This is a genomic window from Lysobacter claricitrinus (assembly GCF_045866565.1).
Taxonomy (GTDB): domain Bacteria; phylum Pseudomonadota; class Gammaproteobacteria; order Xanthomonadales; family Xanthomonadaceae; genus Cognatilysobacter; species Cognatilysobacter claricitrinus.
Genome location: NZ_BAAFZV010000002.1, coordinates 1,386,059 through 1,411,916 on the forward strand (window position 1 = coordinate 1,386,059; position 25,858 = coordinate 1,411,916).

At 67.3% G+C, this 25,858-nt stretch carries 22 protein-coding genes; 9 read left to right on the plus strand and 13 right to left on the minus strand.

Translation table 11 applies throughout. The annotated features are described in order from the left end of the window. Positions 1-3: 3 nt before the first annotated feature. Both ACKTTN_RS11295 and ACKTTN_RS11300 read left to right on the plus strand, forming a co-directional pair. A complete protein-coding gene (locus ACKTTN_RS11295) occupies positions 4-2,928 on the plus strand; it encodes a TonB-dependent receptor plug domain-containing protein (RefSeq protein WP_407909929.1) in 2,925 nt (974 codons plus the stop codon). 96 nt (positions 2,929-3,024) lie between these two features. Continuing rightward, complete coding sequence (locus tag ACKTTN_RS11300) at positions 3,025-3,702, plus strand: putative 2OG-Fe(II) oxygenase (protein ID WP_407909930.1); 678 nt, start codon at positions 3,025-3,027, stop codon at positions 3,700-3,702. Here ACKTTN_RS11300 and ACKTTN_RS11305 read toward each other — a convergent pair whose 3' ends face one another. Genes ACKTTN_RS11305 through ACKTTN_RS11325 form a run of 5 tightly spaced genes read right to left on the minus strand, consistent with a single transcriptional unit; the run spans position 3,703 to position 9,318 of the window. Next, positions 3,703-5,280 carry a tetratricopeptide repeat-containing sulfotransferase family protein gene (locus ACKTTN_RS11305; RefSeq protein ID WP_407909931.1) on the minus strand — a complete coding sequence of 526 codons (1,578 nt, stop codon included), beginning with the start codon at positions 5,278-5,280 and terminating at the stop codon, positions 3,703-3,705. A 10-nt stretch (positions 5,281-5,290) separates the two neighbouring features. Continuing rightward, the gene (locus ACKTTN_RS11310) at positions 5,291-6,316 is read right to left on the minus strand and encodes a hypothetical protein (protein ID WP_407909932.1); all 1,026 of its coding nucleotides are present in this window, start codon (positions 6,314-6,316) and stop codon (positions 5,291-5,293) included. Continuing rightward, a complete protein-coding gene (locus ACKTTN_RS11315) occupies positions 6,313-6,891 on the minus strand; it encodes a 2OG-Fe(II) oxygenase (RefSeq protein ID WP_407909933.1) in 579 nt (192 codons plus the stop codon). The genes ACKTTN_RS11310 and ACKTTN_RS11315 overlap by 4 nt, the downstream gene beginning before the upstream one ends. After that, positions 6,888-8,690, minus strand: coding sequence for a phosphoenolpyruvate carboxykinase (GTP) (locus tag ACKTTN_RS11320; RefSeq protein ID WP_407909934.1), 1,803 nt, complete (start codon positions 8,688-8,690; stop codon positions 6,888-6,890). The genes ACKTTN_RS11315 and ACKTTN_RS11320 overlap by 4 nt, the downstream gene beginning before the upstream one ends. A gap of 43 nt (positions 8,691-8,733) precedes the next feature. Continuing rightward, complete coding sequence (locus ACKTTN_RS11325; RefSeq protein ID WP_407909935.1) at positions 8,734-9,318, minus strand: TetR/AcrR family transcriptional regulator; 585 nt, start codon at positions 9,316-9,318, stop codon at positions 8,734-8,736. Between the two features lie 208 nt (positions 9,319-9,526). Between ACKTTN_RS11325 and ACKTTN_RS11330 the strand changes: the two genes are divergently transcribed. Further along, positions 9,527-12,001 (plus strand): acyl-CoA dehydrogenase, encoded by a 2,475-nt coding sequence (locus ACKTTN_RS11330; RefSeq protein WP_407909936.1) that lies wholly within the window; start codon positions 9,527-9,529, stop codon positions 11,999-12,001. 65 nt (positions 12,002-12,066) lie between these two features. Beyond that, positions 12,067-12,540: a hotdog fold domain-containing protein gene (locus tag ACKTTN_RS11335; protein ID WP_407909937.1), complete on the plus strand. Its 474-nt coding sequence runs from the start codon at positions 12,067-12,069 to the stop codon at positions 12,538-12,540. A 3-nt stretch (positions 12,541-12,543) separates the two neighbouring features. Here ACKTTN_RS11335 and ACKTTN_RS11340 read toward each other — a convergent pair whose 3' ends face one another. Continuing rightward, positions 12,544-13,398, minus strand: coding sequence for a metallophosphoesterase (locus tag ACKTTN_RS11340; RefSeq protein ID WP_407909938.1), 855 nt, complete (start codon positions 13,396-13,398; stop codon positions 12,544-12,546). Further along, the gene (locus ACKTTN_RS11345) at positions 13,395-14,702 is read right to left on the minus strand and encodes an NTP/NDP exchange transporter (RefSeq protein ID WP_407909939.1); all 1,308 of its coding nucleotides are present in this window, start codon (positions 14,700-14,702) and stop codon (positions 13,395-13,397) included. Before ACKTTN_RS11345 ends, ACKTTN_RS11340 begins: the two co-directional genes overlap by 4 nt. 106 nt (positions 14,703-14,808) lie before the next feature. Between ACKTTN_RS11345 and ACKTTN_RS11350 the strand changes: the two genes are divergently transcribed. Both ACKTTN_RS11350 and ACKTTN_RS11355 read left to right on the plus strand, forming a co-directional pair. Beyond that, positions 14,809-16,404: a GMC family oxidoreductase gene (locus tag ACKTTN_RS11350; RefSeq protein ID WP_407909940.1), complete on the plus strand. Its 1,596-nt coding sequence runs from the start codon at positions 14,809-14,811 to the stop codon at positions 16,402-16,404. Positions 16,405-16,624: 220 nt separating this feature from the next. Further along, positions 16,625-17,974, plus strand: a complete 1,350-nt coding sequence (locus ACKTTN_RS11355; RefSeq protein ID WP_407909941.1) for a serine hydrolase domain-containing protein — start codon at positions 16,625-16,627, stop codon at positions 17,972-17,974. A gap of 641 nt (positions 17,975-18,615) precedes the next feature. On the opposite strand, the gene ACKTTN_RS11360 is transcribed toward ACKTTN_RS11355, so the two are convergent. From ACKTTN_RS11360 to ACKTTN_RS11385, 6 genes are all read right to left on the minus strand, one after another. Then, a complete protein-coding gene (locus ACKTTN_RS11360) occupies positions 18,616-19,140 on the minus strand; it encodes a histone H1-like repetitive region-containing protein (RefSeq protein WP_407909942.1) in 525 nt (174 codons plus the stop codon). Between the two features lie 361 nt (positions 19,141-19,501). Then, on the minus strand, positions 19,502-19,633 hold the full coding sequence (locus ACKTTN_RS11365) for a hypothetical protein (protein WP_407909943.1): 132 nt from the start codon (positions 19,631-19,633) through the stop codon (positions 19,502-19,504). A 408-nt stretch (positions 19,634-20,041) separates the two neighbouring features. Further along, on the minus strand, positions 20,042-20,434 hold the full coding sequence (gcvH, locus tag ACKTTN_RS11370; RefSeq protein WP_407909944.1) for a glycine cleavage system protein GcvH: 393 nt from the start codon (positions 20,432-20,434) through the stop codon (positions 20,042-20,044). A 111-nt stretch (positions 20,435-20,545) separates the two neighbouring features. After that, positions 20,546-21,649: a glycine cleavage system aminomethyltransferase GcvT gene (gcvT, locus tag ACKTTN_RS11375; protein WP_407909945.1), complete on the minus strand. Its 1,104-nt coding sequence runs from the start codon at positions 21,647-21,649 to the stop codon at positions 20,546-20,548. Positions 21,650-21,723: 74 nt separating this feature from the next. Further along, a complete protein-coding gene (locus ACKTTN_RS11380; protein WP_407909946.1) occupies positions 21,724-22,164 on the minus strand; it encodes an NfeD family protein in 441 nt (146 codons plus the stop codon). Between the two features lie 10 nt (positions 22,165-22,174). Further along, positions 22,175-23,119 carry an SPFH domain-containing protein gene (locus ACKTTN_RS11385; RefSeq protein ID WP_407909947.1) on the minus strand — a complete coding sequence of 315 codons (945 nt, stop codon included), beginning with the start codon at positions 23,117-23,119 and terminating at the stop codon, positions 22,175-22,177. 97 nt (positions 23,120-23,216) lie between these two features. Between ACKTTN_RS11385 and ACKTTN_RS11390 the strand changes: the two genes are divergently transcribed. From ACKTTN_RS11390 to ACKTTN_RS11400, 3 genes are read left to right on the plus strand one after another with little or no spacing between them, the layout of a single operon-like run. Continuing rightward, positions 23,217-23,813, plus strand: a complete 597-nt coding sequence (locus ACKTTN_RS11390; RefSeq protein ID WP_407909948.1) for an RNA polymerase sigma factor — start codon at positions 23,217-23,219, stop codon at positions 23,811-23,813. Next, positions 23,806-24,669 carry a hypothetical protein gene (locus ACKTTN_RS11395; protein WP_407909949.1) on the plus strand — a complete coding sequence of 288 codons (864 nt, stop codon included), beginning with the start codon at positions 23,806-23,808 and terminating at the stop codon, positions 24,667-24,669. The genes ACKTTN_RS11390 and ACKTTN_RS11395 overlap by 8 nt, the downstream gene beginning before the upstream one ends. Before the next feature lie 17 nt (positions 24,670-24,686). Next, positions 24,687-25,850 carry a PDZ domain-containing protein gene (locus ACKTTN_RS11400; protein WP_407909950.1) on the plus strand — a complete coding sequence of 388 codons (1,164 nt, stop codon included), beginning with the start codon at positions 24,687-24,689 and terminating at the stop codon, positions 25,848-25,850. Positions 25,851-25,858: the final 8 nt, after the last annotated feature.

Genomic DNA, 25,858 nt, shown 5'->3' on the forward strand with positions numbered 1-25,858 from the left:
AGAATGACCTTTAAGACCACCAGGCTCCGGGACGCGATCACCTTCGCGCTCGCCGTGGGCGCCGCCGGTACGGGCACCGCGTTCGCGCAGACCGCCACGACCCCGACCACCTCGGGCGACACCAAGCCCGCGCAGGAGCTGGGCCGCGTCGAAGTGACCGGTTCGCGCATCCGCCGCGCCGAGTCCGAGACCTCCCAGCCGATCATTTCGCTCAACCGCGAGGAAATCCAGGCGCAGGGCCTGACCTCCGTCGGCGACGTGATCCAGAACCTCGCCGCCAACGGTTCGACGCTCAACACCACGTTCAACAATGGTGGTGACGGCGAAACCCGCGTCAGCCTGCGTAACCTCGGTTCGAACCGCACCCTCGTCCTCGTCAACGGCCGTCGCTGGGTCGGTGGCACGGGCCTCGGCGGCGCCGTCGACCTCAACACGATCCCGACCGCCGCGGTCGAGCGCATCGAAGTCCTGAAGGCCGGCGCGTCGTCGATCTACGGCTCCGACGCGATCGCGGGCGTGGTCAACGTCATCCTCCGCACGGACTACCAGGGCGCCGAGTTCAACGGCTACCTCGGCCAGTTCGACAAGGGCGACGGCTTCCGCCAGTCCTACGACTTCACCATCGGCACCTCCGACGACCGCTTCAGCGCCATGTTCGGCGCCGGCTACGTCAAGGAAGATCCGGTCATGGCCGGCGATCGCGAGATCTCCGCCGAGCCGACCCACGGTACCGGCGTCGCGTTCGGTTCGTCGACCACGCCGTTCGGCCGTTTCGCGCTTTGCCGCGGCACCTATTCGGCTTCGACGGGCTGCTCCGTGCCCGAGACCCGCCCGAACGGTACGACGGGCCAGTTCACCTACAACCCGGGCGGTAGCGGCGCAAACGGTTTCCGTAACTTCTCGACGGCGACCGACCTCTACAACTTCGCCCCCGACAACTACCTGCTCACCCCGCAGGAGCGCAAGTCGGTCTTCGGCCGCGCGTCGGTCAACCTGACCGACAACGTCAGCGCGTTCATCACGGCGACCTACAACAACCGTCGTTCGGAGCAGCTGCTCGCTGCCATGCCGATCGTTCTCGGTTCGGGTCCCGGCGCGAACACGCAGTCGAAGCAGATCACGATCTCGCAGTTCAGCATGTACAACCCGTTCGGTGCGCCGGTCTCGCGCATCCAGCGTCGTGCAGTTGAAACCGGCGGTCGTTCGTTCAACCAGAACGTCGACACGTTCGGCTTCAACGGCGGCCTCGAAGGCAGCTTCGAGCGTTGGAACCGTTACTTCACGTGGGACGCGGGCATGGTGTATGGCCGCAACGACGAGAACGACACGACCAACGGCCTGTTCAACGTCCTCGCGCTGCGCAACGCCCTCGGCCCGTCGGAAATGCGTAACGGCGTCCCGACCTGCGTCGTCGCCCCGGGCGGCGCCGCGATCCCGGGCTGCGTTCCGCTCAACCTGCTCGGCGCGCCGGGCGCGATCACGCCGGCAATGCTGTCGTACTCCGGTTTCGTCGCGCACGACGAACTGTCGTACAAGATGAAGGACTACTACGCCAACATCACCGGCGAAATCGCCGAACTGCCGGGCGGCATGCTCGCCTTCGCAGCTGGCGTCGAGAAGCGCACGGAATCGGGCTACGACTCGCCGGACGCGCTCATCGCCTCGGGCAACACGACCGGCAACGCGCGTACCCCGACCAGTGGCGGCTACTCGATCCAAGAAGGTTACGTCGAGTTGTCCGTCCCGCTGCTCAAGGACGTGACGTTCGCCAAGCAGCTCGAGTTCGACCTGTCCTCGCGTATCTCGGACTACAGCAACTTCGGCCAGACGACGAACTCGGCGTTCGGCTTCAAGTGGCGTCCGATCGACGAACTGATGGTTCGCGGCAACTGGGCTGAAGGCTTCCGTGGCCCGTCCATCCTCGAGCTGTACCAGGGCGTCGCCGACTCGTTCCCGACCATCGCCGATCCGTGCTCCACGACGTTCGGTGGCCGCTACAACATCCTGACCCCGGAACAGCGCGCGCGCTGCACGGCGCAGGGCGTGCCGGCCGGTGGTTACGACCAGGGCAATGCGCAGATCCGCATCAGCGTCGGTGGCAACCCGAACCTGCAGCCGGAAACCTCGACGACCAAGACCCTCGGCGTCGTGTGGAGCCCGAAGTACGTCCCCGGCGCGTTCGACGTGTCGTTGGACTGGTGGCGCATCGAGCTGCGTAACGCGATCACCAGCTTCTCGGGTCAGGACATCCTGAACCGCTGCATCCTGCAGGGCCTGAGCAACTACTGCACGCTGTTCAACCGCAACGGCACGGGTCAGATCAACGACCTGCTGTCCGCCGGCCTGAACATCGGCGCGCAGAACGTCGAAGGCTGGGATCTGACCGCGAACTACAAGCTGCCGGAACAGAGCTGGGGCAAGCTGTCGTTCTCGTTCGACGCCACGTACCAGTCGCTCAATGAGGTCGACGACAACAACGACGGCATCATCGACGACAACGACAACGGCAACAACGTCGCCAACTACACGCAGAACAACAATCAGTGGCGCATCCGCGCCAACATGATGACGCGTTGGGAGAAGGGTGACTTCGGCGCCACGTGGTTCACGCGTTACTACTCGCGTCAGGAAGAGTCGTGCCCGTTCTACTACAACGACTACGGCTTCGGCGAGCTCTGCAACGCGGCTGTGACGAACGCGGCGGGTGCGGTTGACCCGGTGCTGTCGCGTAACTACATCGGCGCCACGACGTATCACGACGTGTCGGTGTACTGGAAGGCTCCGTGGAACGCGAAGGTCACGCTCGGCGTGAACAACGTGTTCGCCAAGGATCCGCCGTACGTCTTCAACGCGTTCGCCAATACGTTCGATCCGCAGTACGAAGTCCCGGGCCGTTTCTTCTACCTGTCGTACAACCAGAAGTTCTGATCCGGCGCTACACCGCTCCACCCGCTACGGCCCCGAAAGGGGCCGTAGTTTTTTGTGCGCCTTGCGGGTGACGACGTGCGTTGGCACCATCGCTCCATGGCATCTGAAGAACTCCCGGAACACGCCGAGATCGCATCGATGTTCGCCGTGCCGCTCGCGCAGGCGCGCTTTGCGGACCACGCGACGGTGAATGCCGAACTTAGGGCGCTACTGGCCGAACGGTCCAAGGATCCGCGAATCGCGAACGCCAGCCCGTCTCTGAAGCAACAGGCGGGCGTCTACGAAAGCCAGTTCAACCTGTTCTCGTGGCCCGAAGCCTGTGTGCAGAAGCTGCGCGAGTTCTGCTGGACCGAACTCGGCCGGACGATCCAGGCCATCAACGGATATAGCGCCGCCGAGATGGCGAATCTCCGCATCTATTCGCACACGTGGTTTCACATCACGACGGCACCCGGATTCGTGATCGCGCACACGCATCCGATGGCGTCATGGTCCGGCGTTTACTGCGTGAGCGAGGGCGAATCGTCGCCCGATCATCCGGAATCGGGCGTGCTGCGTTTCCACAACCCGCACTACTACAGCAACATGTTCCTCGACCCCGGCAACGCGCGACTCCAAGCGCCGTATCACCACGGCACGTGGAGCATCCGCCTGAAAGCCGGCCAGCTCGTCCTGTTTCCGTCGTGGGTGTCCCACGAGGTCCTGCCGTTCCACGGAAGCGACGAACGCATCACCGTCGCCTTCAACTGCTGGTTCGGAACCAAGGACAGCTGATCAGACGGGGAGGACTTCGTCGTACGCGGGCTGCAGCATCGCGCGCAGCGGCTGCAGCTGCTGCTCGTAGTTTCGCCACACCTGTCCGCGGTCCTTCCTGAAGCCCTGTCGCGCCGTGCCCGCGCTCGGCGTGGCCACGGTGCCGGAACTGCGCTGGATGTCGACCATCGCGTCTTCGAAGTCCAGCCCGCAATGCGCGGCTACGCGACGTGCCATCGCTTCCGGGTCCTCGATAAGGGCGTCGTAACTGATGTCGAGCACGCGGCCCGGCAGCACGTTGCGCCAATGCGCCATCGTTCGCCGGTACAGCAGATAGAAGCCCGCGAGTTCCTCGGCGACGTACGAATACTGCGCGGCGCCGGAAAACAGCTGCCGCAGATTCGAGAAGCACGTGTCCATCGGGTCGCGCACGAGATGGAGGAAGCGAGCCTGCGGCATCGCCTTGGCGATCAGTCCGACGTTGAGGAAGTTCTGCGGGAGCTTTTCGGTGAAGAACGGCTTGCCGCCACTGAGCCAGCGCGCGCGACGCGCGTAACCACGCGCGACCGCGTCGAAGTCGGCTTCCGGGGTCGCCCGGACGAAGGCCGCGTCGGGTCCCTTCGGTGTTGCACGATCGAGCGCGAGTTCCAGCTCGGCATGGAACGCCGTCGTCTCGCCTGCGTCACCGACGAGGCTGTGCCCCGACAGCATTCGCTCGAGAAGCGTGGTGCCCGACCGATGCATGCCGACGATGAAGATCGGCACGATCGGCTGGTCGACGGTGCTCGTCTGCCCGATGAACTGCGCGGTGCACGTGGCTTCGATCGCGTCGACGAGCGCGCGATCGGTCGATAGGTGGTACGGCGTCTGCTTGCGCTTGGCGACGCACCCGCGGGCCAGCGCATCCCACGCTTCGTCGTAGCGCTTGAGTTCGTGCAACTGCTTGTGCAACGCGAACGGCAGGTAGATCTCTCCGTTTCCGCCGGGCCGCGCGCGCGTGAGCTGCTCCCGGAAGCGCTCGACGTAATTGCGTTCCTCGGTGGCCGGGCGAACACCCGCGAGCATCATCGAGTTCTGGAACAGCAGCGGATCAGCGCGCAGCGACGCCTCGTAGCAGGCCTCAGCGCGATCGAGCTCACCGCGGAAATAGTGGAAGTTGCCGCGAACGTGCAGGCATGCCGCATCCGACGGCTTCTTCGCCAGCCCCTGCTCGACGAGCGCCACCGCCTGATCGTGCGCGCCGATGGAACTCAACATCACCGCGGCCTTCGCGATGATGTCCGCCGGCGCATCGCGACCGAACGACGGCGTCGCCAGGCACTGCGCGAGCGCATCGAACTCGTGGAAGTAGCGAAGTCGCTGCGCGATCGCGAATATGACCGGCGCGATGGGCGGGCGCTTCTGGAACGCCATCATCGCCGCCTCGTGCGCCTCGCGGTGGCGGCCAAGCTCGGACAGCGCGGAAGACAAGCCAATGAGCGACGGCGCGTGCGAAGCATCCAGCGCCAGCGCCTGTCGGTAACTGATCTCGGCCCGCTTGAAATTCTTGCGGTCCATGGCCTGCTCGCCGGCCATCCAGAGCTGATTGGGGTGTGTCATGGCTCGATCGTCAGTCGTTCGTCGCGGGCACCAATGGCGCGGCGGCGTCGAGGTTGAATGCCGTGTCCGACATGTGCGGCGCGACGTTGAGGTCGAACCAGTTTCGCGCGGCCCGCAGCTCGCGCGCGTAATGCCGGGCGACCGCCGCGACCTCGCGATCACGTGCGGCGGCATCGTACGCCACGTCCGTCGCCTTCGCATTTCGCGTGGCGACGCGCGATGCGCGGACGCGAATGTCGCCGGTATCCGTGCACTCACCGAGCCACAGGGCGGCCGCGACCGCGACATCGTCCGGATGGCTGTAGAGCTGCGCGGCGTCGAGCGTGCGCACGCGTTCCGCGACTCCGGCCCCGAGCAGGTCGGCACACACCTGCCGCTGCGCCGCCCACTGCAGCGACACCGCGCAAAGCAGGTCCGGCGGCGTCAGCGCGGGCGTCGGCAGGCGCTGGCCGAAGGTCGACGCGTTGAGCGCGCGCTCGGCCAGTTCGGAAACCTTCGCCTGCGTCTCCGGCGCCTTCTTGATGTTGGAGACGAGAAAATCGTCGAGTGACGACGTCAGGATCACGGCACGGCTCGTCGGCGTCGCATCCAGAAGATCGCGAGCGACGTTCAGCGCGGCATGGGTCGGTTTGACGATGACCTGGCCGCCAAGAGTCCACGGTCGGCCGAGTAGCCGCGCTGCGGCGTCCGACAGTCCGGCGATGTCCGCGCCCGACCGACGTGCGTCGCCGAGTCGGCGTAGCACGAGCGGTTCGCGTAGCACCGTGCGTGCGCCACCGTGCAGCGCCCGGGCGAGCAGCGTCGAGCCGCAGAACGATGTATGGAACAGCCAGCCCAGGTGCAGCGGCATCGGTATTGGGGGGAGTTCGTCCACCGGCACGCGGCGGAGATCGTCGATGCGCGCCTCGATCCGCGTGTCGAGGAACGCGGATCGCTCGACCACGTCGGGCGCGACGCGCGCGAAACTGAACCAGCGCTCGGGAACGTGCAGGTCGACGGGGAACCAGCTGGCCTCGTCGAAATCCGCTCGATTCATCCTGCCCCGCCCGTCCGCATGAGCTTCAGCGCGAACGTGTAGCGCGGGTGGTAGCAGATGCGGTTGGGGGGACGACCGACGTGCTTGATCGCGCCGTCGAAAATGACCAGGCGACCGGGCGACGGACGAACCGCCGCGGCGATCTCATCGCTCGCGTCGAAGAACACCGTTTCACCGCCCCACTCCACGTCCCACTGTTCGCACATGTACCAGAGCGCGGTGAGGTCGTGCTGGTCCGGCAGGCAGTCGACGTGCGTGAACAGCATGTCGCCGTACGACGCGACGTTGGTGTACGCGCGGTGCACGTCGTAGCGGTGGGTCGGATGCAACGCGCGGACGGCATCCAGCGTCAGCTGGAAGATCGGTTGCTGGCGCAGCACGTCGACGCGCGTCTCGGTCACCCAGTGGCGGTAGCCGGCGGTATCCGGGCGCGCGACTTCTGTTCGGGTGAATGCGGCGCGCGCGAGGCCCTGCTCGTACGCGCCGGCATTTGGCAACAAGCCGTCGAAGACATGGACAGCCCGTCCGTCGACGTCGAACGAACGGGCCGGTTTCAGCGTGGACTCTGCGGTCATCCGCCAAGCATAGCGGCGATCCGCTGCTGCTCGTCGTGCAGCGCCTGCGGCATGCGCGGGCCGTATTCGCGCAGGTAGTCGCCGATGCTGGCGAACTCGGCGGTCCAGCCGGCGTGGTCAAAGCCGAACAGCTTGGCGCGGGCTTCGTCGGAGAGCGTGACGCCGTCGAGGTTGAGGTCCTGTTCGCGCGGCAGCGCACCGATGGGCGTTTCCGAAGCGTCCGCTGAGCCTTCCACGCGCTTGATCATCCACTCGAGCACGCGGAGGTTGTCGCCGAAGCCGGGCCACAGGAACTTGCCGTCGTCGCCCTTGCGGAACCAGTTGACGTGGAACACCTTCGGCAGCTTGTTCTGGCCGTTGTCGAACGACAGCCAGTGCGCGAAGTAGTCGGCGAAGTTGTAGCCGCAGAAGGGCTTCATCGCCATGGGGTCGCGACGCATGACGCCGACCGCACCGGTCGCGGCAGCGGTGGTCTCCGAACCCATCGCGGCGCCGACGAGCACGCCGTGCGTCCAGTCGCGCGCCTCGAACACCAGCGGCACCAGCGATGCGCGACGGCCACCGAACACGATCGCGCTGATCGGCACGCCCTGCGCGTCTTCCGCATGCACGGAATAACTCGGGCACTGCTTGGCCGACACGGTGAAACGCGCGTTCGGATGCGCGGCCGGGCCCTTGTTGCAATCGTAGTCATTTCCGCGCCAATCAATGGCGGGCACGCCTTCGTCGAGACCCTCCCACCACGGCTGGCCATCGGCGGTCAGGCCGACGTTGGTGAAGATGGTGTTGCTTCGGATCGTCGCCAGCGCGTTCGGGTTCGACTTCGCCGACGTACCGGGCGCGACGCCGAAGAAACCGGCTTCCGGATTGATCGCGTAAAGGCGGCCATCGGGGCCCGGGCGCATCCAGCAGATGTCGTCGCCGACGGTCCAAACCTTCCAGCCTTCGGCGCGGTAGCCCTCGGGCGGAATCAGCATCGCAAGGTTGGTCTTGCCGCAGGCGGACGGGAACGCCGCGGCGATGTAATGCGTGTCGCCCTGCGGGTTCTCGATGCCGAGGATCAGCATGTGCTCGGCCAGCCAGCCTTCCTGCCGCGCCTGGTGCGAAGCGATGCGCAGCGCGTGGCACTTCTTGCCGAGCAGCGCGTTGCCGCCGTAGCCCGAGCCGTACGACTTGATCGTCAGCTCCTCGGGGAAATGCATGATGAAGCGACGATTCGGATCGAGCTCGCCGATCGAATGCAGGCCGCGAACGAAAGTGCCGTCGCGCTCGATGCGCTGCAGTGCCGGCTCGCCCATGCGCGTCATGATGCGCATGTTCGCAACGACGTACGGGCTATCGGTGATCTCCACACCACAACGCGAGATCGGCGAATCGATCGGGCCCATGCAGTACGGGATGACGTACATCGTCCGCCCTTCCATGCAGCCATCGAACAGCGCGTCCATCTGCGCATGGCCGTCGACGGGCGACATCCAGTGATTGTTCGGGCCGGCGTCGTCCTGCTGCCTGGTGCACACGAAGGTGAGGTGCTCGACGCGCGCGACGTCGTCCGGATGCGAGCGGTGCAGCCAGCTGCCCGGGTTCGTCTCTTCGTTGAGACGCATCAGCGTGCCGTCCGCTTCCATCTTGGCGACCAGCGCGGCGTTCTCGGCGTCGCTGCCGTCGCACCAGTGGATGGCATCGGGACGCGTCAACGCGGCGACGTCCTCGACCCAACGCGCGAGGCTCGCCAGCGTGGTCCCACGGCCATGCACCTCGGGGGCGCGTTTGTCGACGTCCTGGACGAGGGCATTCATGCGGGAACCTCCTTCAAACAATGGGAAACGGTGCGGCGATCCCTCAGGGGATCAGCGTGGCCATCATGTGCTCGACGAACGCCTCGAACTCATCGCGCGGCAGGCGCGTCTGGTTGAGCTGGAGGTTGAGCTGCAGGAAGCCCACGTAGGCGGCGTACGCGAGGCGCGCGCGGTTGAGCGCGGCGTGCGGGTCGAGACCGGCCTGGCGGAAGGACGCGGCGAGCCACTCGAGGCGACGCTGCGAGACGCGGCCGATGACGGGCGCGACGATCGGGTGGTCCAGCGCCTTGAGCAGCGCCGAATAGATGATGTGCGAGGTGACCTCGTGCGCGACGACGTCGAACAGCTGGCGCAGGCGCTGGCGGGGGTCGGCGATCTGTTCGAGCTGGCCGAAAATCGCTTCCTGCTCGGTCTTCTCCCAGCGTTCGAGCGCGGCGACGAGCAGCGACTCGCGCGACGGGAAGTGCCAGTAGAAGCTGCCCTTGGTGACGCCCAGGCGGCGCGCCAGCGGCTCGACCGCGACGGCGGCGACACCCTGCTCGGCGATCAGGTCGAGGGCGGCCTGCGCCCAGTCGTCGGCGCTGAGGCGCCCGGTTCGGTCGGACTTGGCCGGCGTGTCGGTCGTCATGGGATCAGTGTATCCGTACGGGTCCGGCCGGGGCAGTATGCGGAGCAAAAATCCGCGCATCCGTCGGCGCGAATTGGCGTTGACAGCGGTCCGGGAACGTTACCATACTCGTCCGTATGTCGGGCGTTTCATGCTGCCGTTTGAATCCGGCGCCCGGCGACATTCGCCATCACAACCCCGCGCGGACGGTCGTCCGCTGGAGCGCTCCATGAGCATCGCCGCACCGTTCCTCGTCCTGCTCATCCTCGGCGGCGTGGCCGCCTACCACCGCATGCGCCTCGCGCCGTGGGTGGCGATGTCGGCCGCCGGGCTCGTCGCCTGCTGGCTGCTGCATGCGAACCCGACCGCCACCATCGTCGCGACCGTGCTGTTCGCGATCATCGCGGTGCCGCTGCTGGTGCCGGCTTTGCGCCAGTCCCTGGTGACCCGGCCGCTGTTCGGCTTCTACAAGAAGATCCTGCCGCCGTTGTCGGAAACCGAGCGCGTTGCGCTGGAAGCGGGCACCGTAGGCTGGGAAGGCGAGCTGTTTTCCGGCAAGCCCGAGTGGAACGTGCTGATGTCGCAGCCGAAGCCGACGCTCAGCGCGGACGAGCAGGCCTTCCTCGATGGCCCGGTCGAAGAGCTGTGCCGCATGGTCGACGACTGGTCGATCACGCATGTGCACGCCGACCTGCAGCCGGAGATCTGGGACTACATCAAGCGCAACAAGTTCTTCGGCATGATCGTGCCGAAGGAGTACGGCGGCCTCGGCTTCACCGCGCTGGGCAACCACAAGGTGATCGAAAAGCTGGCGTCGATCTCGTCGGTGGTGAGCTCCACCGTCGGCGTGCCGAACTCGCTCGGCCCGGCCGAACTGCTGATGCATTACGGCACGACCGAGCAGAAGGACTACTACCTGCCGCGCCTGGCCGACGGCCGCGAAGTGCCGTGCTTCGGCCTCACCGGACCGTGGGCGGGCTCGGATGCGACGTCGATTCCCGACTACGGCATCGTGACGATGGGCGACTGGAACGGCGCGCGCGTCGTCGGCGTCAAGCTCACGTTCGACAAGCGCTACATCACGCTGGCGCCGGTCGCGACGCTGATCGGCCTCGCGTTCCGTATGTACGACCCGGACGGCCTGCTCGGCGAGAAGCAGGACATCGGCATCACCCTCGCGCTGTTGCCGCGCGACACCGCGGGCGTCGAGATCGGCCGCCGTGCCATGCCGCTCAACTCGCCGTTCCAGAACGGCCCGATCCGCGGCAAGGACGTCTTCATCCCGCTCAGCCAGCTCATCGGCGGCGAAGCGTATGCCGGCAAGGGCTGGCAGATGCTGGTCGAGTGCCTGTCGATCGGCCGCTCGATCACCCTGCCCTCCACCGCGTCCGGCGGCTCGCGAATGGGCGCGCGCGTGACTGGCGCGTACTCGCGCATCCGCAAGCAGTTCGGCCTGTCGGTCGGCCGCTTCGAGGGCGTCGAGGAAGCGCTCGCGCGCATCGGTGGCAATGCGTACACGATCACCGCGCTTGCCGAGGCATCCGCCGCCGCCGTCGCGCGTGGCGAACTGCCGGCCGTGCCGTCGACGATCGCGAAGTACCACTGCACCGAGATGGGCCGCGAGGTCATCAAGGACGCCATGGACATCCACGGCGGCAAGGGCATCATCCTCGGCCCGAAGAACTACCTCGGCCGTGCGTGGCAGGCGTCGCCGATCGGCATCACGGTGGAAGGCGCGAACATCATGACGCGCTCGCTGATGATCTTCGGCCAGGGCGCGATCCTCTGCCATCCGTGGGTCCTCAAGGAAATGAAGGCCGCGAACAATCCGGATCGCACGCAGGGCCTGCGCGACTTCGATTCCGCGCTGTTCGGCCACATCGGTTTCGCGATCAGCAACGCGGTGCGCTCGCTGTGGTTCGGCATCACCGGCGCGACGATCGGTGCGGCACCCGGCGACGACTACACCAAGCGCTACTTCCGCAAGCTCAACCGCTATTCGTCGGTGCTGGCGCTGATGGCGGATACGTCGATGCTGCTGCTCGGCGGCAAGTTGAAGTTCAAGGAGTCGCTGTCGGGTCGCCTAGGCGACGTGCTGAGCCAGCTCTACATCGCCAGTGCGATGCTGAAGCGCTATCACGACCAGGGCGCGCCGGCGGCCGACCAGCCGCTGCTGGCGTGGTCGTTCCACAACGCGATGCACAAGCTCGAGCTGTCGCTGTCGGCCGCGCTGCGTAACTTCCCGGTGCGCCCGGTCGGTTGGCTGCTGTGGGCGCTGGTGTTCCCGTTCGGTCGTCGTGCGGTCGCGCCGAGCGACCGCCTGAGCCACAAGGTGGCGTCGATCCTGATGACGCCTGGCGAAGCGCGCGACCGCCTCGGCCGCGGCGCGTTCCTGACGCCGGGCGAGCACAACCCGGCCGGCCGCATCGACAGCTACCTGCCAGCCGTCATCGCCGCCGAACCGGTCGAGCGCAAGTTCCAGAAGGCGCTGAAGGGCCACGAGGTTGAAGCCCACGACTTCACGTCGCAGCTCGACCTCGCCGTTCGCAACAACTGGATCACCGCGGACGAGCGCGCGCAGCTCGAAGCGTTGCGCGAGATGACGATCGACACGATCAGCGTCGACGACTTCGAGGCATCGGAACTGCGTTCGGCCGGCTACGCGGCGATCACTGGCGACGAAAGCCACCGCGCCGCGGCCTGATCGCGCCGAACATGTTGTTGCACGACGGCGGGCCTGACCCGCCGTCGTCGTATCCGGAGCCCGCCATGAACCTGCTCGACCTTCATCAACGCATGACGCGGTGGCCGCTCGGTCGCTGGCTGTTCGCACGCGCCGTGTGCTTCAAGGCGCCCTACTTCGCCAGCATCGCGCCGCGCATCGACGCACTGGAACCGGGCCGTTGCGTCGTGTCGTTCGCGCACCGTCGCGCGGTCACCAATCACATCGGCACCGTGCACGCGATCGCGTTGTGCAACGCCGCGGAACTCGCGGCCGGCCTCGCGACCGAAGCGGGGCTGCCGCCGTCCATGCGCTGGATACCGAAGGGCATGCAGGTGGAGTACGTGCGCAAGGCGATGGGGCGAATGACCACGACCGCGCGCATTCGCGACGACATCGCGGCCGGCAGCGACGCCCGCGAGGCGCCGGTCGACGTCGAAACCACGGACCCGCGCGGCGACGTCGTGTTCCGCGCGGTGGTGTCGATGTGGGTGTCGCCGAAGCCGCCGCGCGAGGGCTAGTTCTCAGCGCTGCGCGCGCAAGGTCAGCTGCGAGATCTCGGGCGGCACGCCGATGCGCATCGGCATGATGCTGGTGCCGATCCCGGGCGACACAAACAGGGGGCGTGCGGCGTCGCCGTAATAGCCGCGGATGTAGCGGTTCTCCGGCTTGCCCCACTGCGCGGGCTGGCCGATTCCCGGCAGCGAAATCTGCCCGCCATGCGTGTGGCCCGCGAGCACGAGCGACGCGCGCGGCGGGATCTCGTCGACGATCGCCGGGTTGTGCGTGATGACGATCGCGGGTGCGCCGTCGTTGATGCCCGAGAACGCCTTGCGCACGTCGTGCTTGGCCGTCCACAGGTCGCCCACGCCGACGATCCACAGCGGGCAGCCGCGGATGACCGTGCGACGCGACTCGTCTTCCAGCACAACGACGCCCGCGGCCTCCAGCGCGCGACGCACGCCCGGTCCGCCCTTCCACCAGTCGTGGTTGCCAAGAACCGCGTAGACGGGCTTACGCGCGGTGAGTGCGCGCCAGTGCGGCGCACTGACGTCGGCGGAAATGTAGTGGCCGCCAAGCACGCTGAGGATCACGTAGTCGCCGGTCATCAGCACTGCGTCGGAATCGCTGGAAGCGAGCTGCGCGACCACGCGGTCGAGGTTGTCGATGCCGTTGTTCGGCGACCCCGTATGCACATCGCTGACGTGGTCGATGCGCAGGCCTTCGCAGCTCGCCGGCCAGTCCGGCAGCGCGATCGTGTAGTCCCGCTCCACCAGCCGGCGCGGCTCGACGAACACGCCGTAGACGACCATCGCGAACGCGAGCACGACCCACGCGAAGAACAGCCGCCGCAGCCAGTGCCGGAGTCGCGGCCTCATGTGCGCGGCGGGTCGACTCGCGCGTCGCGCACGTGGGACAGGCGCCAGCCGATCGCGGCGGCGGCGGTCGCTGCCGCAAGGCCGATCGACGCGACGCCGCCGACGGTCGCGCCTAGCGCCTTCATGCTGTTCATCGTCAGCGCCACCAGAAGATCACCGAACCGCCAGACCGCCGTGTCGACCGCGTTCTGGCCTTTGTAACGTTCGTTTCGCGCGACCTGCGTGAACAGTGCATGGCGCGATGGCTCGGCGAGCCCGTAGCCCAATGCCCGCGTAATGATCGCCGCGAGCGCCACCGCCGGCATTCCGCCGATCAGCGGTGCGTACGCGTCCGGCGAGAAGACAACCGATGCCAGCGACGCCATCGCGATCGCGGCCCAGATGATCAGCACCCTGCCCGGGCCGATCATCGGCATCAGCCACCACGTCACGCCGACCTGCAACACCATCGTCAGGATGTTCGACGCGAGGTCGACGCTTGCAGCAAACGCGGTGCGCGCCTCGCTGGTCGCGAAGGTCGCGCCGCTGTAGTCGGCGAGCAGTGCGTAATTGATCGTGCCGATGCCGTCCGCGAGGATCAGCAGCAGCGCGATGTTGCGCATGAACGGACTGGCGATCACCTGCTTCAGCCCATCCAGCATGCCGCCGCCCAACGGGGCATCGTCCAGTGCTTCGGCACGCGTGTCCTCGCGCGCCCAGCGCCCAAGCACGATCGCGAGCGCCGTCGCGATGGCCAGCAGCGACGCCGACACGCCCAGCAGCGGCGCTACACCGACCACGCCGACCAGCGACCTGGTGATCACCGGGCCGACGAGCGCACCCGCCGTGCCCGCGAAGCCGATCAACGGGAACAGGCGTCGCGCCTGCACCGGCGACCAGATGTCGGACATGAACACCCAGAACACCGACACCACGAACAGGTTGAACACGCTAACCCAGACGAAGAACACGATGCCCAGCGTGCGCGCGTCGAGCGCATCCTGGTGCGCGAAGAACGGCATGAAGCCGAGCAGGCAGGCGACGAACACGCCGTAGACCACCGGCACCATCACGCGGCGACGCCAGCGAGACACCAGCGCGGCGAACAGCGGCGTCAGCGCGAGCGTGGCGATGAAGGTCGCCAGGTAGAACCACGGCAGTTGCGTCGAGCCGACCGCCGCCGAGAGCTGCTCGCGCACCGGGCGGATCACGTAGTACGCCGTCAGCACGCAGAAGAAGTACGCGAGCGAGAGCAGCAGCGCCGGCCATTCGCCGCGACGCACGCGTCCCTGATCGGTCGGGGACTGCTCGGGATGCGCGCTCATCGGTCGCTTCCGGTGGGGGATGCGCACCGTACCGTCCGCGCGGCCGCACCGCCACCCTCGCCGCTATGCTGCGACAGCGGCCGTTCCGTCGCCGCGCGGGGTCGGCATGTACGACTACATCATCGTCGGCGCGGGCTCGGCCGGCTGCGTGCTGGCCAATCGCCTCAGCGAGGATCCGTCCGTGCGCGTGCTTCTGCTCGAAGCAGGCCCGCGCGATCGTCATCCCTTCATCCACATGCCGGCCGGCATCGCCAAGCTCGTCAACGTGCGCCGGCTCAACTGGAGCTATGACACCGCACCCGAGCCGGCGTTGAACGGTCGTCGCCTGTGGTGGCCGCGCGGCCGCGTGCTCGGTGGCTCGAGCTCGATCAACGCGATGTGCTACGTCCGTGGCGTTCCAACGGACTACGACGACTGGGCCGACGCCGGTGCAACGGGCTGGTCCTGGCGCGACGTGCTGCCCTACTTCATCCGCAGCGAACACAACGCCCGCGGCGCCGATGCACTGCACGGCGACGCCGGGCCGCTGCACGTCAGCGACCTGCGCCACGTGAACCCGCTGTCGCATGCCTTCGTCGATGCCGGCGCGCAGATGGGTTTCGAACGCAACGACGATTTCAACGGCCCCGCGCAATCGGGCTTCGGTCTCTACCAGGTCACGCAGAAGGATGGCGCGCGTTGTTCCAGCGCGGTGGCCTACCTGCGGCCGGCGCTTGGGCGGCCGAACCTGGACGTCCGCACCGGCGCGCTGACGACGCGCGTGTTGTTTGACGGACCGCGCGCGACGGGCGTGGAGTACGCAAGCGGTCGCTCGCTCAAACGCGTGCAGGCCGCGCGCGAAGTCCTGCTCTGCGGCGGCACGATCAATTCGCCGCAGCTGCTCATGCTGTCGGGCATCGGCCCGGCCGACGCGCTGCGGCGCCACGGCATCGACGTGCGGCACGACGCGCGCGACGTCGGCACGAACCTGCAGGACCACCTCGACATCTGCACGCTGCACGCCAGCCGCCTGCCGATTACGTACGACCGCGTGAGCGACCTGCGCATCGCATTCGACTACTTCCTGCGCGGGCGTCGCGGACCCGGCACGTCGAACATCGCGGAAGGCGGCGCGTTCGTGCGCTCGTCGCTGGCACGTGACGCGCATGCCGACATCCAGCTGCACTTCGTCCCCGCACAGCTCGACGATCACGGCCGCCATCGCCTGTCCGGCGACGGCTACACCATCCACGCGTGCTTCCTGCGTCCACGCAGCCGCGGCGCGATCGAACTCGCCTCGGCCGATCCGGCGCGCGCACCGCGCATCGCAGCGAATTACCTGTCGGACCCCGAGGGTTTCGACCTGCGGATGATGGTGGAGTGCGCCCGGCTGTCGCGCGAGCTGCTCATGCAGCCGGCGTTCGATGCGTATCGCGGCGCGCCGGTACTGCCTGCGAGTAATGACCTCGACGACGCACAACTCGTCGACTTCATCCGCGCCAAGGCGGAGTCGGTGTACCACCCGGTCGGCACATGCCGGATGGGCGATGACGATGCCAGCGTGGTCGATGCACAGCTTCGCGTGCGCGGAGTCGACGGACTGCGGGTGGTCGACGCATCGGTGATGCCGCGACTGATCGGCGGCAACACCAACGCGCCGACGATCATGATCGCCGAGCGCGCAGCCGACCTCATCCGCCAGCGCCCGACGATGCGCGCCTGAACGCGCTTTTTACAAACTGCTGACAGCTTGCGAACGCGGCGGGGTTCGCAATCACCAAGCGGCCGGCGTTTGGACGCCGCGCGTGAACACCGAGCAGTGAAGCGGCCGGCTCTGCGTCACTGTTTTCGAGGAAAAACATGAATATGAATGTCTTTCCTCTGGCGTCACATGATGACGACGCTATGATCGGCCCGTGAATGTTTCGTGGAAGTCCGCACCCATGACTGATGCCGCCATCCGCTTCCGCCGCCGTGGTTTCCATGTCGGCGTGCTGGCCTTCCTGCTGCCGGTCGCCGTGGGTTCGGGCGCCGGCGCGCAGACGCCTCCACCGCGTTGGACGCCCGCGGTTGCGACGACTGTCGCTGCACCGCAGCAAGTGGTGCGCAATCCGCTTCCGATCGCTGCCGACTTCAACGTCGCGCAGATGGAAGCGCTCGCGCAGTCGCTCGTCGCCGGCCAGAAGGTGCCCGGCCTCGCGATGGCGATCGTGCACAAGGGTCGCGTGATCAGCGTGCGCGGTTACGGCATCACCGACATCTCCGCGGCTGAACCGGTCGACGCGCACACCGTCTTCCGTCTCGCGTCGCTGTCGAAGGCGTTCGCGGGCACGCTGACCGGCATGCTCGTCAACGACGGCTCGCTGCGCTGGGACAGCAAGGTGACGCAGTACCTGCCGAACTTCCAGCTGAGCGATCCGAACGCGACGCAGGCGGTGACCGTCGCGAACGTGGTCAGCCAGAGCGTCGGCCTGCCGCGCAACTCGCTCGACCGCGACCTCGAGTCGTACGTGCCCTATTCGACGCTGACGCAGCGCCTGGCGAGCGTGCCGCTCGCGTGTGCGCCAGGCGCCTGCTACGGCTACCAGAACGTCGCCTTCAGCCTGATCGGCGATGTCGTGTTCGCGGCCACGGGCCAGTTCTACGGCCAGGAAGTGCAGCGCCGCATCTTCAAGCCGCTCGGCATGAACGATGCGAGCGTCGGCATGGAAGGCCTGGAGTCGAGCCCGCGCTGGGCGCATCCGCACGTGCACGGTCGCGGCGGCTGGGTGTCGGTCATGCCGAAGACGCCGTACTACCAGGTGTTGCCGGCGGCCGGCGTCAACGCCAGCGCGAGCGACATGGCGCAATGGCTCGTCGCGCACACCGGCTATCGCCCGGACGTGCTGCCGCCCTCGCTGCTCGCCACGCTGCACACGGCGCGCGTGGATACGCCGAGCGAGATGCGCGCGTCGCCGTGGCGTCGCGAGCGCCTGAGTTCGGCGGGTTATGGCATCGGCTGGCGCGTCTACAACTACGCGGGCAATACGATGGTCTTCCACGGCGGCGCCGTGCAGGGCTATCGCGGCGCGGTGGCGATGCTGCCCGACCGCGACTTCGGTGTCGCCCTGCTGTGGAACAGCGAGAGCTCGCTGCCGTCCGCACTCGTGCCCACCATCCTTGACCGCGCGCTGGGCATTCCGGGCAGTCACTGGATGAAGGACGACTTCGACGAGCCGACCCAGTTCGTGCAGAACGACGAGGACGCGCAGCCGGGTCCGAGCACCGCGAAGTCGACCGCGGCGCCGCACTGAGTTTCGATCAGCGGGAGAAGACGGCCGGCATCGTGCCGGCCGTTTTCATTTGGGGCGGTCGCGGTTGCGGACCGATGGATCGTGTCGTCGTTCGTGACTGCGCGGCGACGTGGCGACGCGACGGCGCTCGCCGATCGCCCGTCGAACCATCGCGGCGGGAGTGCTCAGCCGTTCGGCGTCCGCGATCTGGCGCCCGCTCACTGCCACTGCGCCGCGAGTTTCCGAGCGGCGACCTGCATGGCATCGCCCGGCTATCGGTGGGGCGAACCACCTCGTCTCTTGCCGCCATCCGCAATCGGCACGGTCGCGATGGGTGGACCGTGTCGCTGACCGCCACGCCAGGCGGCGGGCGCGTCCTGCGTCCCGGTCTCGATGCGTCGGGAGGCTTGCGTCGTACACGCACCTCCGCGTCGTCACAAGCGATTCGTGTTTGTCGGTCGCGGCCTCGCCGCCAGCGTCATGCCACGCATCCCGCTGGGCGCATCACGCGAGCTGGCCTCGCCTCCAGCGTCATGCCACACATCTCGCTGGGCCCATCACGCGAGCTGGCCTGTTTGTCCGGACGACCGCGCAAAAAAAAACTCTCCCCCGCCTGGGCTGCGGGAGAGAGTCGGGTGTCGCGGTAACCGGGTGTTGTTTTCTTAGATCATCGGCGCCGGGGTAGCCGGCATCGTCATCGGAGCATCCGCTCGGCGACGGGTCGTCTTGCGCGCGCCGGCCTTCTTGGCGGTCTTGCGAGCGCCGGCCTTCTTGGCGGTCTTGCGAGCGCCGCCCTTCTTGACGGCCGTCTTGCGAGCGCCGGCCTTCTTGGCAGTGGCCTTGCGAGCGCCACCCTTCTTGGCTGCGGTCTTGCGAGCGCCGCCCTTCTTGGCTGCGGTCTTGCGAGCGCCGCCCTTCTTGGCTGCAGTCTTGCGAGCGCCGCCCTTCTTGGCTGCGGTCTTGCGAGCGCCGCCCTTCTTGGCTGCAGTCTTGCGAGCGCCCTTCTTGGCGGTGGTCTTGCGGGCGGTCGACTTCTTCGACGCGGCCTTCTTGCCAGCGGCCTTCTTCGTGGCCTTCTTGGCGGTGGTCTTGCGGGCGGTCGACTTCTTCGACGCAGCCTTCTTGCCAGCAGCCTTCTTCGTGGCCTTCTTGGCGGTGGACTTCTTGGTGGCTTTCTTCGTGGCCATGGGGTGGCTCCTCGTTTAGTGGTCTATCGGGGTGTTGCCCAGTTCAAGACAACGTCGCGGGAACAGCCCAGCGACTGGCCGCCACACCCTGGAACCGATGTGGCGGAAGCAGCGGCGAGACGCGGATGCGTCCGCCGAAATCGACAGCACCTGTCTGGTTTGCACACTCCACCGAGGCATGAAAAAGCCCGGCCCGCCAGCGGCGGATCGGGCTGCTTCGGAATGCGGAGAGTGTTTTCGCGAGGGAAACGAATCCTGCGTCCACCGGTTTGATGTCCCGGGCGGAGGTCCGTTTTGTCGTGCGCGTTGTCGCGTCTGTTTTGATCACTCGCTTTCGCAGGTTTAGCTGCTGGAGCGAAACCTAATCACCGATTTTTTTGATGTCAACAACCTGGGCGAAATTTTTTTTCCCAAGTCCGCGCCGCAGTTGGGTTTTCGGTCCGCGGCCGTGGCGGCCGACACGCACGACCGCGATGCGCGAAATCATCGACATCATTTTCGTTGCGCAACGAAACCCCTTCGTTTCAAGGGTTTCGTTGCACGCGCTGGATTTACTCCGACGTATTCGACGACGTCGCGCGATGCATTTTTCGAACCCGAACCGAAGCTCAACGCCCCGCGTCGGGGGCGTGTGCGCAATGCGAAGACGCGGCCGCGATCTGGCGTCGCACAACCCCGTTTGCGCGAAAGTGCGCGAACTTCTCGGCGCCCGCGACGCGTCCGCGTCCACCGTTTCGAGCATCGCGATCGCGCGTCGCGCGCCGCCAGCACGCCTTTCGCGAACCGTTCGCGAACCACTCGCGCGACATCGGCGACGTGCATCGACCGTCGCTTCGCAGCGTCCGAAACGAAGAAGGCCGCGGATGTCCGCGGCCTTCGGTGACTGCTTCGCGACTGCGAATCAGTGCTCGTCTTCCAGCTGCTCGGCGTAGTCGTCCGGGTCGAGCAGTTCGTTGAGCTGCTCGGCGTCCTCGATCTCGAGCTGGTACAGCCAGCCTTCGCCGTAGGCGTCTTCGTTGATCGTTTCCGGCTTGTCGGCGAGCGCGGAATTGACCGCGACGATCTTGCCGGTGAGCGGTGCATACACGTCCGATGCGGCCTTGACCGACTCGACGACGGCGCACGCGTTGCCCGCTTCGACGCGGTCGCCGACGTTCGGCAGTTCGACGTAGACGAGGTCGCCGAGCAGGCCCTGCGCGTGGTCGGAAATGCCGACGGTGACCTTGCCGTCGCCTTCGACGCGGGCCCACTCGTGGGTCTTGAGGAACTTCAGGTCGCCAGGGATCTCACTCATGGGGGCTCCGGTGCGTCGTGGGTCGCGTGCAGTGGTGGGGTGGATGCGATGCGCGGCTAGTTTAGCCAAGCGATGCGGACGGGACAGCCGCTCGTCCGCACGATGTTTCGATCAGGCGTCGGGCACGAGGTTCGCGCCTTCGCGCACGAACGGGTACTTGACCACGCGTACCGGAACTTCGCGGCCGCGGATGTCGACGCGCACGTCGCCCGGTTCGCCTGCCGGAATGCGCGCGAGCGCGATCGCCTTGCCGATGGTCGGCGAGAACGTGCCGGAGAGAATCTCGCCGTCGCCATTCGCGGTGATCACCTTCTGGCCGTGGCGCAGCACGCCCTTCTCGTCCATGACGAGTCCGACCATCTGCCGGGCCGTGCCTTCGGCGAGCTGCTTCTCGAGCGGCGCACGGCCGATGAAGTCACGGCCGTCGTCCATCGACACCGTCCACGCCAGGCCCGCCTCGTATGGCGACACGTCGTCGTCCATGTCCTGGCCGTAGAGATTCATACCGGCTTCGAGGCGCAGCGTGTCGCGCGCACCGAGGCCCGCCGGCTTGACGCCCGCCTGTACGAGTCGATCCCAGACGCGCACGGTCTGGTCGGCCGGCACGAGCACTTCGAAACCGTCCTCGCCCGTGTAGCCGGTACGCGCGACGAACAGTTCGAGGCCGTCGTCGGTCACGCCGGTCGCCGCGGCGAAGCGGCCGACCTTCTCGACCGCGGCGCGATCGGATTCGCGCAGCAGCCCGATCACCTTCGCGCGAGCGTTCGGACCCTGCACCGCGATCATTCCGTAGTCGTCGCGCTCGGTGACGGTGACGTCGAACGCCGCGGCCTGCTGGCGGATCCATGCGAGGTCCTTCTCGCGGGTCGCGGCGTTGACCACGAGGCGGAAGAACGACTCGTCGAGGAAATAGATGATGAGGTCGTCGATGACGCCGCCGCGCTCGTTGAGCATGCAGGTGTACAGCGCCTTGCCCGGCTTCTTGAGCTTGTCGACCGAGTTGGCGACCAGCCGGCGCAGGAACTCGCGCACGCGCGCACCGCGCAGGTCGACCACTGTCATGTGCGAGACATCGAACATGCCGGCGTCGCGACGCACCTGGTGGTGCTCGTCGATCTGCGAGCCGTAATGGATGGGCATGTCCCATCCGCCGAAGTCGACCATCTTGGCGCCGTGGGCGCGGTGGGTCTCGTTGAGGACCGTCTTGTTCGTCATGGCGGGATCACGGCGTGGGGTGAGCCCGTGATTATCGCGGATCGGCGGCGAGCGGTCAGACGCCGCCGAATGGGTCAATCCTGCGGACGCACTTCCAGCGTCATGCCGCGCACGCCGATGACGCGCACGCGCGCGCCCAGCGGCAGGTCCGGGCCTTCGACATCCCAGATGGCATCGGCGATCTGCACGCGGCCGTGGCCGTCGATGATCGGCGCCATCAGCGGCACCACGCGCCCGACCAACTGCTCGGCACGCCGATTGAGCGACGGCTGGTCGCTAGCGCGGCCGTGGCTGCGGAAGAAGCGCAGGTAGACGAAGACCGACAGCAGGCTCAGCACCGCGAATGCGACCATCTGCCAGACGAGCGCGAGGCCGGGCATCGCGACGACCAGCACGCACGTCGCCGCGGCGGCGATGCCGAGCCACAGCATGAAGGCGCCGGGCGCGATCACCTCCGCCGCGATCAGCACCAGCGCGACGAGGGCCCATATGGTGGCGTTCAACGTCCAGTGCATGGCGGCGACCTCAGCGCGGAAGCGCCGGCGGCTTGGGCGCGGACGGACGGTCCAGCGCCTCCTTCGCGAGTTCGGCGATGCCGCCCAGCGAACCGATCACGCCCGACGCTTCCATCGGCATCAGCACGAACTTCTGGTTGGGCGCTTCGGCCAGCGACTTGAACGCCTCGATGTACTTCTGGGCGACGAAGTAGTTGATCGCCTGCACGTTGCCCTGCGAGATCGCGTCGGACACCAGCTGCGTCGCCTTCGCTTCGGCTTCCGCCGAACGCTCGCGCGCTTCCGCGGCACGGAACGCGGCTTCGCGCTGGCCCTCGGCCTCGAGGATCACCGACTGCTTCTCGCCCTCGGCCTTGAGGATCGCCGCCTGGCGGAAACCCTCGGCCTCGAGGATGTTCGCGCGCTTCTCGCGCTCGGCCTTCATCTGCCGCGCCATCGAGTCGACGAGGTCGCGCGGCGGCGCAATGTCCTTGAGCTCGATGCGGTTGACCTTGATGCCCCACGGGTGCGTCGCCTGGTCGACCGCGACCAGCACCTTCGTATTGATCTCGTCGCGCTTGGAGAGCGACTCGTCGAGGTCCATCGAACCGATCGCGGTGCGGATGTTGGTCATCACCAGGTTGAGGATGGCGATCTCCAGCGTCGCCACTTCGTACGCGGCCTTGGCCGCGTCGAGCACCTGGAAGAACACGATGCCGTCGACCTTGACGACCGCGTTGTCCTTGGTGATGACGTCCTGGCTGGGCACTTCAAGCACCTGCTCCATCATGTTGATCTTGCGGCCGACGCCGTAAACGATCGGGAACAGGAAGTGCAGCCCGGGGTCGAGCGTGTGCGTGTAGCGGCCGAAGCGTTCGACCGTCCACTCGAAGCCCTGCGGGACCATGCGGACGGTCTTGAACAGCACGATCACCACGACGAACGCGATGACCAGCCCGACGATCGATCCACCCATGACGCTCTCCCCTTATGGATGGGCCGAGTATAGGCCGCTCGGCGGGCTGCGACGGTTTGCCGGCCCGGTGCATCGATAGGAGGGAATGACCGTCGCCATGACCGCCGTCGACCCCTCGCCCATCGTTGCACCGCGCCAGCGGAGCAGCTTCGCGATCGACGTGCCGGCGTCGCTGCTGGATCGCGCGCGGCGTGGCGATCACGCCGCGTTCGAGCAGCTGTTCCGCTGGTTCGAACGCCCCGTGTTCACCCTCGCGATGCGCCTGTGCGGCGATCGCGACGACGCGTCGGACGTGCTGCAAGACACCATGCTCAAGGTGTTCCGCAACATCGGCGCGTTCCGCGGCGGCAGCCCGTTCTGGGGCTGGCTGCGGCAGGTGGCGGTCAACGAGGCGCTGCAGAAGCTGCGCAAGCGCCGGCTGCTCGACAGCGAATTGCCGATGGGCGAGCACGAGTTCGAGGACTTCGCGCCGCCGCCGGCCGCCGCCGCAGATGCCGCCTCGCTGTCACGCGCAATGCAGAAGTTGCCGTCGTCCACGCGCAGCGTGCTCTGGCTCTACCACGCCGAGGGCTACACGCACGAGCAAATCGCCGACCTCATGCAGCGCACACCCAGCTTTTCCAAATCACAGCTCGCACGCGGCAGCCGCCGCCTGCGCGCACTACTGGAAACACCGGAGGCCGACCATGGCTGACACGTTCGATTCCCGCCCGTCGCCCCCGTCCGACTGGGCGCAGGCGTTCGCTACGTTGCCGCAGGAGACGCCGCCGTTCGATGCATGGTCGCGCGTCGTGGCATCGCTGCCGGGTGCAGCGCCGCGACGCCGTCGTTCGACCTCGGGCTGGGCGATCGCCGCGACGCTGGCAGTCGCGAGCGGTGGCGCGTGGCTGGCGACGTCGGCATTGCGTGAGGCACCGATGACGATCACGCAGCAGGATGCTGCCGGACCGGCGAGTGCCCGGGCGATGCAGGGTGATCGCGCGACCACGGTGGCGGCGTCAAGCGCGCCCTCGTCCGCGATGACGTCGACTGTTCCGCCGACCGCTTCCGCCGAACACATTAATAAGACGTCCGGCATCGATGCGCCGATCGCCGTATCGCGATCGGCGCAGGCGAACGTCGTGGCCTTGGCCGCACACACGCTACCGACTGCGCATCGTCAGGCCAGGTCAGCATCGGACGCGGCCGACGTCACCACATCATCGACTCCGGACCCGCGCGCCGTCGCATCAACCGGTGCCGCTCCATCCGCGACGTCTTCGCTCGCCGATCTGCGCGCCGAGTCGGCACGACTCGAAGCACTGGTCGCCTACGCGCGCGACGACCGCATGCAGAGCGCGGCGGCGGCGATGCTCACCGGTGATGTCGACGATCGCCTGCACGTGATCGATGCCGCGCTCTCGCAGACTGGCCTCGCCGATGCGGAGCGGCGCGACCTGTGGACGCGCCGCGTCGACGCGCTGCGCGAACTGGCGGGACTGGAAGGCACGCAACGCTGGCTCGCCGCGCACGGCGAGTCGTACGAGGACGCGCTCGCGCGCGTCGACTGATCAACACCGAGGTGACCATGTACGCACGAATCGCAACCCGCTCCACGCTCGCCGTCGCGCTCGCGGCCACCGTCGCCTTCGGCGCGTTCGCGCAGTCCGGCGATCGCACGCAGAAGGAAAAGGAACTCGCCGACGCCCGCGCGCGACTCGAGCAGGACGCCACGCGCGTCGCCGAGTTGTCGAAGGAATTGGGCGTGCCGGGCGGCGGCCCGATGATGATCCAGCACCGCATGATGCGTCGCCCGGTGCTCGGCGTGCTGCTCGAGCCGGACGCGACGCGCGGCGTTCTCGTCGCCGGCGTGACGCCCGACAGCGGTGCATCGACCGCGGGCCTGGGCGCGGGCGATCGCATCACCGGCATCGATGGCAAGACACTTGCCGGCACTGACGGGACGGCGCGACTCGAAGGCCTGCGCACGCGGCTCGCCGATCTCAAGACCGACACGCCGGTGAAGGTCGACTACGAACGCGACGGCAAGAAGGCCAGCGTCAATGTCACGCCGAAACTCGCCGATCGCATGATGGTGATGGGCCCTGGCGGCGGCATGCCGGGTATGCACGGCATGCATGGCCCGATGGCGGGCGGCCCCGGCGTGCGCGAAATCCGCATCGTGCGCGGGCCCGATGGCGAGGCAATGATGGACGCGCCTGTCGGCGTCGATCCCGGCATGCATCGCGAGATCGTTCGCATTGCCCGCGACGGCGCCTGCAAGGACGGCGACAAGTGCGAGCACCTCGCGCTCGCCGAAGCCTTCCGCTGGAACGGTCTCAACCTCGCGTCGGTCGACGCGAAGCTCGGGCGTTACTTCGGCACCGATCGCGGCGTGCTGGTGGTCAGCGCGGGTGCGGAACTCGCAGGCCTGCAGTCCGGCGACGTGATCCGCAAGGTCGACGGCCGCGACGTGGCGACGCCGCGCGAGGTGATGGACGTGCTGCGCGCGAAGCCCGAGGACAGCAGCGTAGCCGTCGAATATCTGCGTGATCGCAAGAGCGGCACGTCGCAGGTGAAGGTGCCGAAGCCGATGCATTTCCGCGACGGCCCGATGGGCCCGATGCCACCGATGCCGCCGCGCGATCCGAACATGCCGCCTCCGCCGCCGGCGCCGGAAGTCGGCACGCGCATGGGTGCTGCCGATGCGCCGCTCGCTGCCGGCGCGCCGCCCCCGCCGCGCGTCGACTGACGCGCGCG